Consider the following 14460-nt stretch of genomic DNA (forward strand, 5'->3'; position numbering starts at 1 on the left):
GTTTTCAAAGTAGGTTGCATAAAAAGAAAACCCTTCGATTGAAGGGTTTTATCATTTTAGTGTTTTGCCTCGAACTGAGCTCGATAAACCCAAGCTGTGAAGAAGCAAACCAAACAGACCAGCCAAATATAATACATCGCCCCAATCTTGCTATAGAGACTGAGCCATTGAACCAAAGGCAGTGTAATGCCTCCTGCAATGGCATAGGCGACATTGTAGGAAAACGAAATCCCCGAGAAACGGATCGGTGCAGGGAACATCTTGACCATACTATAGGACACAAGTCCAACCGTGCCTGAAAAAAATCCTAACAGAATATACAGCGCAAACACCGTATTTGGACTGACCACACCCAAACTGTGATAGAAAATGGTTGCAATAGTAGCGACACCGAGCGAGCCAAAAATCAAAACCTTGGCTGCACCCAAACGATCTGCCAATGTCCCAGCGAGTATACAACCTAACATTTGCATGATGATTGCAGCACTTTGCATTTGAAAAGCATCACCACGCGCAAAGCCAAAGGCACCCGCTAATAAGTTTGGCATGGCCAAAATCAGTACCACCACGCAAGCGGTTAAGAACCATGTTAGGAGCATGCCAATAACTACCGCTGTTTTATGATTGGCTAAGACTTGTTTAACAGGTATTTCTTTGGATAGCTCTTTGCGTGCTTGCATGGCTTTGAATACGGGTGTTTCTTTTAAATAACTGCGTAAATACAAGGCCACTAAGCCAAAAATACCCCCCACAATAAACGGGATACGCCAAGCCCAATCATGAATTGCAGCTTCACTAAACTGAAGGGAAATAAACAGCGACATTAAAGCGCCAAGAAGAATGCCAAGTGACAAACCAGCCGTGAGCAAGCCATTGGCAAAACCAATTTTTTCAGCAGGAACATGCTCAGAAACAAATGTCCATGCCGCTGGAATTTCTCCACCAATCGCGATGCCTTGTACCACCCGCATAAGGAGCAAAAGCAGTGGTGCAGCATAACCAATCGTTTCAAAAGTTGGCATGACCCCGATCATCAGTGTCGGCAAAGCCATGAGCAAAATAGATAAGCTAAATAGACGCTTGCGACCGATGAGATCGCCAAAGTGCGCCATGACTACACCGCCAAGTGGACGGAAGAAGTAACCTGCGGCAAAAATACCGTAAGTATTCAGCATCGCCCAAAATGGACTAAGTCCAGTTGGGAAGAAAAGTTCAGAGATAATTTTGGCGTAAAAAACATAAATAACAAAGTCATAGAACTCAAGTGCACCACCCAATGATGACAACCCAAGGGTACGTTTGTCTTCTCGGGTCAGTCGTGGTGTTGCATCCATGTGTGTATTTCCAAAGTTAAATAAAAGTTTGTATTTGATTTTAATAAAGTCTTTTTTGGATGAATAATCAATCTTTCTTTGCTGCATATTAACTAAAAATTATAGATGTGTTCGTGTTCATTATTTTTAGTCATAAAATATAAAGAGTAAAAGTAACTGCAATAAAATAAAAAGCTTATGGTATAAAAAGAAATAAATAGATATAAAAATTTAGGATTTGAGTATGAGTGTCATTTTACCTGTTGCACAACGAGGGGAAGAGGTTTTAAGACTGAAAGCCGCCCGTGTTGCGGATACAGAATTTAATAGTGATTGGCTTATGCAACTGGCGTCAGTCATGTTGGCGACTATGCTTGAACGAAATGGTGTAGGTATTGCAGCACCGCAAGTGTATATTTCAAAGCGGGTCATTATTGTGGCTTCACGTCCAAATTTGCGTTATCCAGATGCGCCTGAAATGGATGCAGTGGTGATGGTCAATCCCGAAATTCTAGAGTTTTCTCAAGCAACGTCCTTGGGGGAAGAGGGCTGTTTAAGCGTGCCGAATGAACGCGGTCAGGTACAGCGTGCGCAAAGTATTAAAGTGGTGTATCACACCTTAACGGGAGAGGTGCTAGAAAGCATTTTTGAAGGCTTCCCTGCGCGGATTGTGCAACATGAAATAGATCATCTCAATGGTATTTTATTTGTCGATCGACTCACCGCTTAAAGTAAAAACAGCTATTCGTCTTTATATTTAAACTGTTGCGGGGTTTGTCCTAAGTGACGTTTAAACATGCTACTAAACGCACTCGGATTGCTATAGCCAAGAGCTCTTGCAATTCGCGCAACGGATTCACCATTGGCAATTTTTGTGAGCGCTTGAGCAATATGCATTTGCTGAATCCATGCCCGATAAGACAGTCCCGTTTCCTTTTGAAACATACGCATCAAGGTTCTGGAACTGGTGCCAATTTCATCTGCCCACGCACTTAAATCTTTTAATTGATCGGGTCGACTTAATAGGGCTTGGCAAATATTCATTAAACGCTTGTCTTGTGGCCACGGAATTTGAATGGGCAACAGATTGGCCTTATGAATTTCATCAAAAATTAAAATCTGTAAAGATCGAGACAGTTCATCTGAGCTGATCAGTTCGGAGGGGGGAATGTGTTCAATTGCATTGAGCCGAATCAAGAGTTCATGCAATAACTTACTGACCCGAATAATAAAACATTGTTGTCCCAGCAGTGCAGCCGCATCGGCCTGAACCAATGCCGTATTAAGCTTTACACGGCTTAATGAAATCACACTATGCTCAACATGGGTCGGAATCCATAGCGCGCACATCGGTGGCACGATCCAGACATGATTTGGGGTAAACACTTGAATCATTCCTGTCGAAGCATATAGAAACTGTGCCCGTGAATGGGTATGTGCAGGAGTGATCTCCCGATAAGTGTGTTCAGAAGAAAGTCCAATGACCAGTTCAGACATTTCAGTTTGAATCAGTGAGTTTGGCATGCGTGTTTTAAATTTGTCACTTATACAATGATTATTGGAAGATAGTCTTATGAATGACATTTTACAATCAATGCTTGATGAAAAATACACGGAGTTTGTGCGGTATGACGTCTTCAATACAGATGAAAGATGGTATTGGTGAGGCTGTGGTTCATGAACAACCACAAGGCATGATCATTAAAATTGTGGGAGCGGTGGCTGTTGCACATCTACTGAATGACTTGATTCAAGCCGTTTTGCCAGCTATTTACCCGATGCTGAAAACCAATTTCTCCTTAAGCTTTGCACAAGTGGGATTGATTTCATTGGTTTATCAAATCACAGCATCGCTACTGCAACCTTGGATTGGACTCTATACCGATAAACATCCGAAACCTTATCTGCTACCACTCGGTATGGTGGTGACTTTTAGTGGTATTTTGCTGTTGGCATTTTCACCAAATTTTATTGTACTGCTCATGGCTTCGGCGTTGATTGGTGTGGGTTCATCGACCTTTCACCCTGAAGCATCACGTGTGGCGCGTATGGCTTCGGGCGGACGTTTTGGTACAGCCCAATCGACCTTTCAGGTCGGTGGCAATACAGGTACCGCGATTGGGCCTTTATTGGCAGCGTTGATTATTGTGCCTTTCGGACAGCATGCCGTGGCATGGTTAATTGTATTTGCCTTACTTGCAATTTGGGTGCTGTTTGGTGTCAGCCGTTGGAGCATCAGCCACAATAAAAAACAATTGGCGACCAAAGCGCATCAAGTGCAAAGCAAACTGCATGGGCGCCAACTCGTCATCGCGTTGTCGACCATTTGCGTGTTGATGTTTGCCAAATTTACTTACATCGCCAGCATCAGTAACTATTTCACTTTTTATTTAATGCATAAGTTTCAGCTCAGTTTACAAAATGCACAGTTGCACCTCTTTGCCTTTTTAGCGGCGGTGGCTCTGGGGACATTTGCAGGTGGGCCGATTGGAGACCGAATTGGGCGTAAAGCGGTGATTTGGGTGTCTTTTGTCGGCATGGCGCCGTTTGCGTTGATGATGCCACATGCCAATTTATTTTGGACGACCGTACTCTCGATTATCACCGGTTTAGTACTGTCCTCTGCCTTTGCTGCAATGGTGGTCTATGCACAAGAAGCCGTTCCTGGACGGGTTGGCATGATTGCAGGTTTGATGTTTGGTTTAATGTTTGGTGTAAGTGGTATTGCCGCAGCAGGTTTAGGATATTTGGCTGACGTCAAAGGCATTGAATGGGTGTTTGGCGTGTGTTCGTTATTGCCGTTACTTGGTTTAGCAACCTTCTTTTTACCGAAGACGCAAGCAAACTAACGAAATACTGCTGACCTTCAGTTTCAATCGCGCTATCTTATCAAACGAAGATGGCGCGATTGCATTTCGGCCTGATGATTATGATTGGTAATAACGGCATTGAATGTATGTGCTTTGACTTTGGAGTATTGAAGCGATGACTGATCTGAATGGTGTACTCAAGTTTTCATTCGGCCTAGATCAGCTTGCATTTGAAATGGATGGACAGCATATCCAGCTAGATCAAGGTTTAAGCTTTATACAGTCAAACAGTATGCGCCATGGGTTGTTGGATGAGCTTGCGATTGAGTCGATGATTTATGTGATTGAAGAGTTGTTAGAATCCGTTCAGATGAAGTATGCCCAACCTAAGACTGCCGTGACTTCAGATGGCTTATTCCAAAGGGTTTTAGCATTATTTTTTCCAGATCAGCAGCAACTTGACCGTGTGCAACTTGAAAGTGCTTTCAATACCTTTGTTGAGCGCAGGGAGTACTATGTGTCTCAAGTGGCTGATGATGGTCTTTCTAGTTTGATTTACTTTATTGTACTACGAGAGATGATGCACCACTGGAATGTGGTGGAGATTCAATTCGAACAGCTTAATTTTGAGTGACATTAAAAGCGTAAAAAATACGGAACAATAGACAAAAGTAAGCCGATACCACTTAGTAATGCGTTACTTTCAATAAAATAAGGGAAAATCATTAAAACTAGACCGACAGTTAAAGGTATGGTCATTTTTTGCTTTTTGCCATACAGAAAATAGCCTAAGCCAATTGAGCTAAAGATCACACCGAGAAAGAGTTGTGTTGTGTTCATGAGGATGTTTCGTGCATTGTTATTCTCTGGCGGATATTATGCCAAGATTCTTAAAAGAAGATGAGAAAAATAAAGATTATTCTTTAGGGCGTATAGAGCAGTATTTGTTCCAAGCGATATGCTTAGACAAGGCATGTATTTCCTATATTTAAAAATAAAGAGAATTTAGATGCAACCTTACAATAAGAACTTAAAACAAGCCTCGCGTGATTTGCGAAACAATATGACCGATGCTGAACAACTGTTATGGCAGAGATTACGCCGTAAACAAATTTTAGGATTACAGTTTTATCGACAAAAACCGATTCTTAATTTTATTGTGGATTTTTACTGTCCATCAGTGAGTTTGGTTATTGAATGTGATGGTGGGCAGCATTATACAGTAGAAGGATTGGAAGCTGATCGGGCGAGAGATCAAGCTTTGGCGCAGTTGGGATTGAACGTGCTGAGGCTTGATAATGGACAGGTGTTGGGGGAGATTGATGTGGTGGTTGAACAAATCATCATACTATTAGAAAATGAATTAAACAGATAAGTATTACGTAAATTATGATTTTTTCAAGACTTTATATTCAGGAATGTATTGATTTAATAAGAGATAAAAATAGAAATCTCAAACAACTGCTAATGATGCTTAATTCAAAGGACAAACAAGCATTAGATGCGATGTGGGAAATAGTTATTGCCGCTGAATTATCTAAATTAGGAAATGTTGATTTAGAAAAAGATTATAGTGGATATGGTACTAACTCGAAGCCAGATATACTTTTTTCCAATAATAACTTGGACTTCTTAGCAGATATTAAATGTGTTTCTGATCACAATAAGCATGATAATAATAGGGTTGGAGAGTTACAATTATTGATTTACCAACACTTCTCAAGTCTAGGATTAAGCAAATTTTCATGCCATATAGATGTTGAGGATACTTTCACTGAAAATAGGAATGGCAAATCAATTGGTTTGAAATTGCCCAAAGATATTTCAGGTTGTTTTCATAATTATGTTAAAAATAAACTCAAATTAGATCAATTAAATTATGATTTTAAAGATTTAGGTGAGTATAAGGGATTATGTTTTAGTTTAAGAGTTAGTTTGAATGATCAGTTCTCTACTGCTCATCATGCAAGTTATACAGTATCAGAAGATGATAGAAATACAACTATATATAACACACTTAGTAAGCATTACAAGCAGATAGAATTTTATAATGGTTTTAAAGGTTTTATTGTATGTGATGGTGATTATCAACTTTTTAAACAAAAAAATTATGGTGGTAGACGATATTCAACTTTTGAATCCGTCTGTAATTTTTACTTAAGACAAAAAAAGAAAATCGGATTTATTGTTGGAATTTGGATCGAAAATAAAATAGGAATATATGAAAGAGGAATTGATGTTAAATATAGAGTTTATTGTTCGAATATAATAAAAAAGCAAGACTTGGAAAAAATATTCGGAAAAGTTGTTGAAAGTTTACCTGAGGTAATAAGATCACCTGGAAATGCAAAAAATTTATTATTATCAGAAAATAAATATGGAACAGGATCTATAGGATTTAAAGTGGAGTCTAACAAAACTGAAGCAACTTATAGTTTTAGTTTGAGAGAAATACAAAGTATTTTAGCTGGTTATAAGAACCTGATGGTATATGAAAAAAATAATATGTTCCTTTACATCACATCTGGAAAATTGGTTAGTATTTGGGTTGATCATGACGAATACAAAGAGGATTATTATTTCAATTTGAAGTGTTCTGAAGAACGAAATAAAAAATTTGAAAAAATTATAAGTAACTATGATGTATTAATTTCTATTCAATCTTTCCTAGACTTAATGGTAGGTAAAATGGATTTTAAGGCATTTGAGGAGGAATGCTTTTTTGATGATAAATTGAAAATTAATCCATTTAAATATTATTATGATAATGGTTATTTGATAAAGTATGCATGGCTAATCGGATCCAATAAAATTGGATTTAAGTTCGATACTGCTAAAAGCCCTCTTATTTCTGACTTTGTCTAATCCCTCCCAACCTCCCTTTGAAAAAGGGAGGAGCTGTCACGTAATTCATTTGATACGCAAAAGTTCCCCTCTTTTTTAAAGAGGGGTTAGGGGAGATTAATTAAACAATCGAATCATCCAAATTCGGTGCTAACCAACGCTTCGCTTCATCCAGTGTCCAGCCTTTGCGCTTTGCATAATCCTCAAGCTGATCTTGAGAAATCTTGCCTACATTAAAGTATTCACTTTCAGGGTGCGAATAATAGAAACCACTGACAGAAGAAGGTGGCATCATCGCAAAATGTTCAGTCAACTTCGTACCAATCTTCGCTTCCGAACCTAACCAGTCAAACAACACTGCTTTTTCAGAATGCTCAGGACAAGCAGGATAACCTGGTGCAGGACGAATACCGACATACTTTTCTTTGATCAATTCTTCATTACCCAAAGTCTCATCGGCTTTATAGCCCCAGAACTCTTTACGGATACGCTCATGCAAATGCTCGGCAAAAGCTTCGGCAAAACGATCCGCTAAAGACTGAATCAAGATTGCAGAATAATCATCACCTTTGGCTTTATATTCATTTGCCAATTCTTCTGCACCAAAGATTGATACCGTGAAACCACCGAGATAGTCAGTATTGTCTTTCGATGTGCTAATAAAGTCGGCTAAAGATAAGTTTGGTTTGCCTGTGACTTTGTCAGACTGCTGACGCAAATGTTCAAAAGTATGCGTGACATTCTGCGCTGTTTCATCAAACACGCTGACTGTATCTGCACCTGTACGTTGAGCAGGGTATAGACCAAATACAGCACGGGCATCGAAACGGTTATTTTCGATCACATCTTTAAGCATGGCTTGCGCTTGATTATACAAATCCGTTGCAGCTTCACCGACAATCTCATCTTCTAAGATTTTCGGGAATTTACCTGCCAAGCTCCAAGAAATAAAGAATGGTGTCCAGTCAAAATACTCCACCAATGTTGCAAGTGGGTAGTTGGTGAGGACGTGTGTTCCCATTGTATTTGGAATCGGTGGTACATAATTCGCATCGACTTTAAAGCCGTTTTCAATGGATTCGGCATAGCTGAGTTTAGCTGCTTTCGGTTGCTTATTGGCTAAGCGTTCACGAATCTTGGCATATTCAGCACGATGCTCAGCAATAAAGTTACCGCGCATTTCTTTTGAGAGTAGGGTGGTTGCAACACCCACTGCACGAGAGGCATCGGCAACATAAATCACTGCATCATTTGAATATTGTGGATCAATTTTCACTGCGGTATGGGCTTTCGATGTGGTTGCACCACCAATCAATAAAGGAATAGTAAAACCTTTACGCTGCATTTCTTTGGCAACAAACACCATTTCATCTAAAGATGGCGTGATCAACCCAGATAAGCCGATGATGTCACATTTTTCATCAATTGCCGTTTGCAAGATTTTTTCACACGGCACCATTACGCCGAGGTCAACGATGTCATAACCATTACAGCCCAAGACCACGCCCACGATATTTTTACCAATATCATGTACATCACCTTTCACCGTTGCCATTAACACACGACCTTTAGATTGCGCATTACCTTTTTCGGCTTCGATGTACGGGTTCAACCATGCCACGGCTTGTTTCATCACGCGTGCAGATTTCACTACTTGCGGCAAGAACATTTTGCCTGAACCGAACAGGTCACCAACCACGTTCATGCCATCCATCAATGCGCCTTCAATCACATCAAGAGGACGTTTGGCTTTTAAACGGGCTTCTTCGGTATCTTCATCAATATAAGTGGTAATACCTTTGACTAAGGCATATTCGAGACGTTTTTCAACCGTTTCATTGCGCCATTCAAGGTTTTCAGCTTCACGTTGTGCGCCAGTATGACCACGGAACTTTTCTGCGACTTCAAGTAATTTCTCTGTTGCGTTTTGACCTGATTCACCTTGGTTTTGGTTCAGTACAACATCTTCAACCGCATCTTTAAGTTCTTTTGGAATATCATCATAAATCGCCATTTGACCTGCGTTGACGATACCCATGGTCATGCCTTGCTTAATGGCATAGTAGAGGAACACAGAGTGAATCGCTTCACGTACAGGTTCATTACCTCGGAATGAGAACGATACGTTGGATACGCCGCCTGAAATCATGGCATGTGGTAAGTTTTGTTTGATCCAACCTGTAGCTTCAATAAAATCGACGCCATAGTTATTATGTTCTTCAATCCCTGTTGCGACTGCAAACACGTTCGGGTCAAAAATAATATCTTCAGCAGGGAAGCCCACTTCATTGACCAAAACATCATAAGAACGTTTACAGATTTCACGTTTGCGTGCAGCCGTATCTGCTTGACCCGTTTCATCAAAGGCCATGACAATAATCGCAGCACCATACTGGCGACATAAACGTGCTTTTTCGACAAACTCGTCATAACCTTCTTTTAAGGAAATCGAGTTCACGACAGGTTTACCTTGTACGCATTTTAAGCCTGCTTCGATGATCTCCCATTTCGATGAGTCAATCATGATCGGTACACGAGAGATATCTGGCTCAGATGCAACTAGATTGAGGAAATGTACCATCGCATTTTGCGAATCGAGCATCCCTTCATCCATGTTAATGTCGATAATTTGTGCGCCTGCAACGACCTGTTGCTGTGCCACTTCTAAGGCTTCGGCAAATTTTTCTTCACGGATGAGGCGTAGGAATTTTTTTGAACCTGTAACGTTAGTACGTTCACCCACATTGACAAAGAGTGAGTCATCATAAATATTAAATGGTTCTAAACCGCTTAAACGACATGCAGGTTTTGTTTCAGGAATTTGGCGTGGTTTTATATCTTTAACCGCATTGTAAATGGCACGGATATGATCAGGCGTGGTACCACAGCAACCCCCTGTAATATTGATTAAACCACTTTCAGCAAATTCTTTGATGAACGCTGCTGTTTGTTCAGGCGTTTCGTCATATTCACCAAAAGCATTTGGTAAGCCTGCATTTGGATGGGCAGATACAAAAGTATCAGCAACATCAGCAATGGTTTTTACGTGTGGACGCATCGCATCTGCACCGAGCGCACAGTTAAAACCAATTGAAAGTAAATCACCGTGGCGAACCGAGTTCCAGAAAGCCTCAGCGGTTTGACCCGTTAAGGTACGACCTGATGCATCGGTAATCGTGCCCGAAATCATGAGTGGAAGTTCATGACCAAGTTGTTTGAACACTTCTTTGACTGCAAAGATCGCAGCTTTACAGTTCAATGTATCGAACACGGTTTCAATCAAGATGATGTCTGCACCACCTTCGATCAAGGCATGAGTGGCTTCGATGTAATTTTCTTTCAGTTCATCGAAAGTAATATTACGAAATGCAGGATCATTTACATTTGGTGAAATTGAACAGGTACGTGAGGTTGGGCCGAGTACACCTGCAACGAAACGTGGTTTATCTGGTGTTGAATATTTGTCACATGCCGCACGTGCTAGGCGCGCTGCTTCACGGTTGATCTCGGGAACGAGGTCTTCCATGTGATAGTCCGACATTGAAACACGTGTGCCATTGAAACTGTTGGTTTCAATGATGTCTGCGCCAGCATCGAGGTAAGCTTCATGAATCCCTTGGATAATCTGTGGCTGTGTCAGTACCAAAAGGTCATTGTTGCCTTTTAAGTCAGATGCCCAGTCTGCAAAACGTTCACCACGATAATCTTCTTCTTCGAGCTTATGACGCTGAATCATGGTGCCCATTGCACCGTCAATAATGAGGATGCGCTCGGCAAGAAGTGCTTTTAAGGTGGCAAGTGTAGACATTCAAAACTCACAAACAGGTTTTCAAAACGTGCAATATTTTAGCAGAAAAGCATATTCATTTATGCTTAATTCAAGTGGTATTCGCTATATTGCAAATAAAAAAGGCTGATTTAGCTTTAGTTTTCACGAAAGTGAAATATAGGGCGTCTATGTTAATAGATGAAAATAAATAGCGATGAGGAAAGATTGATTGGAGCAGATTGTTACAGACAGCACAGCCAAATGTAAGAAAATAATTCAGCGTAATGAGCACAGAAAAATTAAATTTTAAGCAAGCACAGTGCTTTCAAGGCCTATAGGCGATTTACTGCTGATCTAAAATGAATCAATTATGAAAAAATTGGCTTCATGTGACACGCATTTGTCATATAATTGTCACAATTAAATTGAACAATAGGGGATATTGATATCCTCTTTAGCCGTCTGCATGAATTCTAATATTCCTCCTGTCCAAGATCAGGTGCACGTGACACAAGTCAAGTCGACAAATGTGCACGTACCTACGCCGAAATTTTTTATGCCGGTGTTTTTAACGGTCATTATTTCAACGCTAATTTATATTGGCTTTCAGCTTTCTGCTGACTTATCGCATGTTCCTGCACTGAATCTTTACTCTCTAATCCTTTTAGCGACGGCATTGTTCATTGCGTTGGGCTTTGAGTTTGTAAATGGTTTCCATGACACAGCCAATGCTGTGGCAACGGTGATTTATACCAATGCACTGTCAGCGCCAGTTGCGGTAATGTGGGCAGGTTTCTGTAACTTCCTTGGGGTTATGGTGGCAAGTGGTGCAGTAGCTTACGGTATTATCGCGCTGCTACCCGTTGAGTTGATTATGAATGTCAGCTCAGGTGCAGGGTTTGCCATGGTGTTTGCCATGTTGATTGCTGCGATTTTGTGGAACTTGGGGACATGGTTCTTAGGTATCCCAGCATCAAGTTCACACACTTTGATTGGTTCAATCTTGGGTGTGGGCATTATGAACTACCTGATGCATTCAGGCAGTGGTGCTTCGGGTGTAGACATGGATCAAGTGATCAAAGTCGGCAAGGCTTTATTGTTTTCGCCATTGATCGGTTTTGCCTTTGCAGCGATCGTATTTTTGTTGGTTAAAACAATTTTCAAGCGTCAACTTGAACTATTTCAACCACCTGAAGGTAACAAGCCACCACCACCTCTGATTCGTGCTATTTTGATTTTTACCTGTACGGGTGTAAGTTTTGCACACGGTTCAAATGATGGTCAAAAAGGTATGGGTTTAATCATGCTGATTTTGATTGGTATTGTGCCTTTGGCTTATTCTTTAAATAAGAATTTGGATTCACAGCACATTCAGTCATTTGCACAGCTTTCGAATCAGACAGCAAATGTAATTTATACTCAGCATGACGATATCGCTGATGAAAAAGCCCGTGCAGTCATTACCCAATATATTCAAACTAAAGAAATGACTCCTGAAGTTGTGCCTGCATTAGCAAGTTTGACTGATCATTTGGGTGAACGTGTTGGACATTATGGTGATTTAAAAGATATTCCAGAGGCGGAAGTTTCTTCTATACGTAATGATATGTACTTAAGTACGACAGCTTTCAAACGTTTAGATAAGGCAGATCAATTACCAGCGATGTCTGATGCGGAGAAAAAGACCGTTAAAGAATATCGTAGTAACCTCGATTCGTTCCTTCAGTATATTCCAAACTGGGTAAAAGTGGCTGTGGCACTTGCACTTGGCTTAGGAACAATGGTGGGGTGGAAGCGTATTGTAGTTACCGTGGGCGAGCGTATTGGTAAGAACCATATGACTTATGGTCAAGGCATGTCAGCAGAGCTGGTGGCGATGACTACGATTGCTGCGGCAGATGGTTTTGGTATGCCTGTATCGACGACCCATGTACTCAACTCTGCGGTTGCAGGGACCATGGTGGCAAATAAGTCAGGTCTGAACTTTGCAACTGTCAGAACCATTCTTTCGGCTTGGGTTTTCACCCTGCCAGCAACAATCTGTTTATCAGGTGGTTTGTTCTGGTTGTTCCTACAGTTTGTTTAATCTGTAATGTAAAGAAAAACGTTATTTGAAGTCATAATGCCAGTCAGTTCATAAACTGACTGGCATTTTCTTTTCAATTCTCGATTTTATTCAATATACGCTAACACTACTCACGATTTGAGCAGAAATAAAAGCATTGCATTTATTCGTAGTGCAAGATGCAGTCATTGGCATTCAAAATGGACTATTTTGTAATGCAAAGTTGTTTCGTATCTATAGATTGAACAGATTTTCTGTGGGGCGCATTGCACCGCAAAATGTTACTTCTACGATGCTTCACTTCTTATTTAGCGAATAAGACCTAAACGTTGCAGGAATAAACGAACGACCAATATTGAGCTTAGGAACACTAAGACCTCACAGTATAGGGTTAAAAAGTTAAGGAGATGAAGAGGAGGCTCCTTAACTGGTTGTCTCTAAGTTGAGGTTGTGTTTTATGTCCGTATGGCTACCTAAGAGAGCAGCATTTGAGTCTTATTTTTTACGTTTTGCGAACACTTTTTCGAGTGGGAGCTTGTCCGCTGCAAAGCCATATAGTGCTGCAAAGGGTAGAGCAGTTCTTGCCAGATAAGCCACACGCCATAGTCCGCCGTGGTTTGCACCATGCATCATCAGTTCTAGAGGATGCTCAAGTTTAACCTCTGGATTCGCTACAGATTCAGCATTACGCAGGTCATGAACCCATAGAGCAGCCATAATGGCATTGGTTGTTTCAGGCTTAAATGCTTCAACGTCAAATAAGCTTGCACCGTTAAATGCTGCTTTAAGCAATGGATTTTTGGTGACAGAGTGCGTTGTAGTTGAAGGCGCAATATTGATGCTGACGCGTTGGCCTTGTGAGCGTGCCAGTGTTGCGCGCCACTGCTGAATGCGTTTAGCCAAGGCATAGTTCGGCCCTTGCTCAACCACTAAACAATCGGCAATACCGTATTCTTTATTATTGTCTGAGCTCACTAAACCATGTAAGTTTTTCTTAAAGAAGTATTGTCTACTAAGCATTGAAATACTTTTGCTGAGCATTTGTTGCGTTTTAGAGCGGCCATTAAATTTTTGTTCAGATGCTGTGATCACTTCCTCAGGCACTGCATAAACATCGGTTGGTGTACACATATACATCAAACTGGTATCCGCTTTCTGTTCGCTGACATATTGCATAATCGCATCCATTGCCACAGAAACACGAACATGCTTTTCGCCATCCAGATACGCAATGGCAGCCAAGTCTAACTGATGTGGGTTTTGTGCTAACCACTGTGCGATCTCTGGAGTCTGCGTGAGAAGATTTGCGCCGAGCTTTTCCTTTAACACTGAAACAGGCGTATCCGCATTCAATGCTTCAACAGATGGAGCATATAAGGTGGCATTGCCATGTTGAATGGTGTCTAAAATTTTGCCCCATACGCGTGGATTGGGTAGATCTACCGCTACGATATTGGCTTTCCATTGCGATAACCATGTGAGAGGACCTGCTTCAGATGCAGCGCCAAAAAGCACCATGGTCCGATCAGATAAATCGAACCATTCTGGATGTTCAACGCAGGCAATCAGTGCTTGGGCATGACTTGGTTCAATCACCCCAGCCTCTAACCATATTTGGATTTGAGCGAGTAAGCTCTCACCTTTAAGCTGTGTGCCTTT

General features: G+C 41.0%; 12 protein-coding genes. 7 read left to right on the forward strand and 5 right to left on the reverse strand.

Features of this window, described 5'->3' with window-relative positions:
* Nucleotides 1-56: 56 nt before the first annotated feature.
* Entirely contained in the window at nucleotides 57-1334 is a 1278-nt protein-coding gene (locus B4F08_RS00830) for an MFS transporter (protein WP_291372485.1), read from the reverse strand.
* Nucleotides 1335-1557: 223 nt separating this feature from the next.
* On the opposite strand from B4F08_RS00830, the gene def reads away from it, so the two are divergent.
* Nucleotides 1558-2043 (forward strand): peptide deformylase, encoded by a 486-nt coding sequence (gene def, locus B4F08_RS00835; RefSeq protein WP_086208481.1) that lies wholly within the window; start codon nucleotides 1558-1560, stop codon nucleotides 2041-2043.
* An 11-nt stretch (nucleotides 2044-2054) separates the two neighbouring features.
* Here the strand turns inward: def and B4F08_RS00840 are convergent, their stop codons facing one another.
* The gene (locus B4F08_RS00840; protein ID WP_151706742.1) at nucleotides 2055-2837 is read right to left on the reverse strand and encodes an AraC family transcriptional regulator; all 783 of its coding nucleotides are present in this window, start codon (nucleotides 2835-2837) and stop codon (nucleotides 2055-2057) included.
* Nucleotides 2838-2941: 104 nt separating this feature from the next.
* Here B4F08_RS00840 and B4F08_RS00845 point away from each other — a divergent pair, with 104 nt between their 5' ends.
* A complete protein-coding gene (locus B4F08_RS00845) occupies nucleotides 2942-4162 on the forward strand; it encodes an MFS transporter (protein WP_291372490.1) in 1221 nt (406 codons plus the stop codon).
* Between the two features lie 136 nt (nucleotides 4163-4298).
* Nucleotides 4299-4757 carry a hypothetical protein gene (locus tag B4F08_RS00850; RefSeq protein ID WP_291372492.1) on the forward strand — a complete coding sequence of 153 codons (459 nt, stop codon included), beginning with the start codon at nucleotides 4299-4301 and terminating at the stop codon, nucleotides 4755-4757.
* A 2-nt stretch (nucleotides 4758-4759) separates the two neighbouring features.
* Here B4F08_RS00850 and B4F08_RS00855 read toward each other — a convergent pair whose 3' ends face one another.
* Complete coding sequence (locus B4F08_RS00855; protein ID WP_119063548.1) at nucleotides 4760-4963, reverse strand: amino acid transport protein; 204 nt, start codon at nucleotides 4961-4963, stop codon at nucleotides 4760-4762.
* A gap of 11 nt (nucleotides 4964-4974) precedes the next feature.
* Here B4F08_RS00855 and B4F08_RS00860 point away from each other — a divergent pair, with 11 nt between their 5' ends.
* Genes B4F08_RS00860 through B4F08_RS00870 form a run of 3 tightly spaced genes read left to right on the forward strand, consistent with a single transcriptional unit; the run spans nucleotide 4975 to nucleotide 6988 of the window.
* Complete coding sequence (locus B4F08_RS00860) at nucleotides 4975-5115, forward strand: hypothetical protein (protein ID WP_291372495.1); 141 nt, start codon at nucleotides 4975-4977, stop codon at nucleotides 5113-5115.
* Nucleotides 5116-5132: 17 nt separating this feature from the next.
* Nucleotides 5133-5498, forward strand: a complete 366-nt coding sequence (locus tag B4F08_RS00865) for an endonuclease domain-containing protein (RefSeq protein ID WP_291372497.1) — start codon at nucleotides 5133-5135, stop codon at nucleotides 5496-5498.
* A gap of 14 nt (nucleotides 5499-5512) precedes the next feature.
* Nucleotides 5513-6988: a hypothetical protein gene (locus tag B4F08_RS00870; protein ID WP_291372499.1), complete on the forward strand. Its 1476-nt coding sequence runs from the start codon at nucleotides 5513-5515 to the stop codon at nucleotides 6986-6988.
* A gap of 100 nt (nucleotides 6989-7088) precedes the next feature.
* On the opposite strand, the gene metH is transcribed toward B4F08_RS00870, so the two are convergent.
* Nucleotides 7089-10775 carry a methionine synthase gene (gene metH / locus B4F08_RS00875; protein WP_291372501.1) on the reverse strand — a complete coding sequence of 1229 codons (3687 nt, stop codon included), beginning with the start codon at nucleotides 10773-10775 and terminating at the stop codon, nucleotides 7089-7091.
* 427 nt (nucleotides 10776-11202) lie between these two features.
* On the opposite strand from metH, the gene B4F08_RS00880 reads away from it, so the two are divergent.
* On the forward strand, nucleotides 11203-12822 hold the full coding sequence (locus B4F08_RS00880; RefSeq protein ID WP_086208472.1) for an inorganic phosphate transporter: 1620 nt from the start codon (nucleotides 11203-11205) through the stop codon (nucleotides 12820-12822).
* Nucleotides 12823-13296: 474 nt separating this feature from the next.
* On the opposite strand, the gene B4F08_RS00885 is transcribed toward B4F08_RS00880, so the two are convergent.
* A partial coding sequence (locus B4F08_RS00885; RefSeq protein ID WP_291372504.1) for a hypothetical protein occupies nucleotides 13297-14460 on the reverse strand: 1164 nt, incomplete at its 5' end.

It is taken from the genome of Acinetobacter sp. UBA6720 (genome assembly GCF_002454215.1).
Classification (GTDB): domain Bacteria; phylum Pseudomonadota; class Gammaproteobacteria; order Pseudomonadales; family Moraxellaceae; genus Acinetobacter.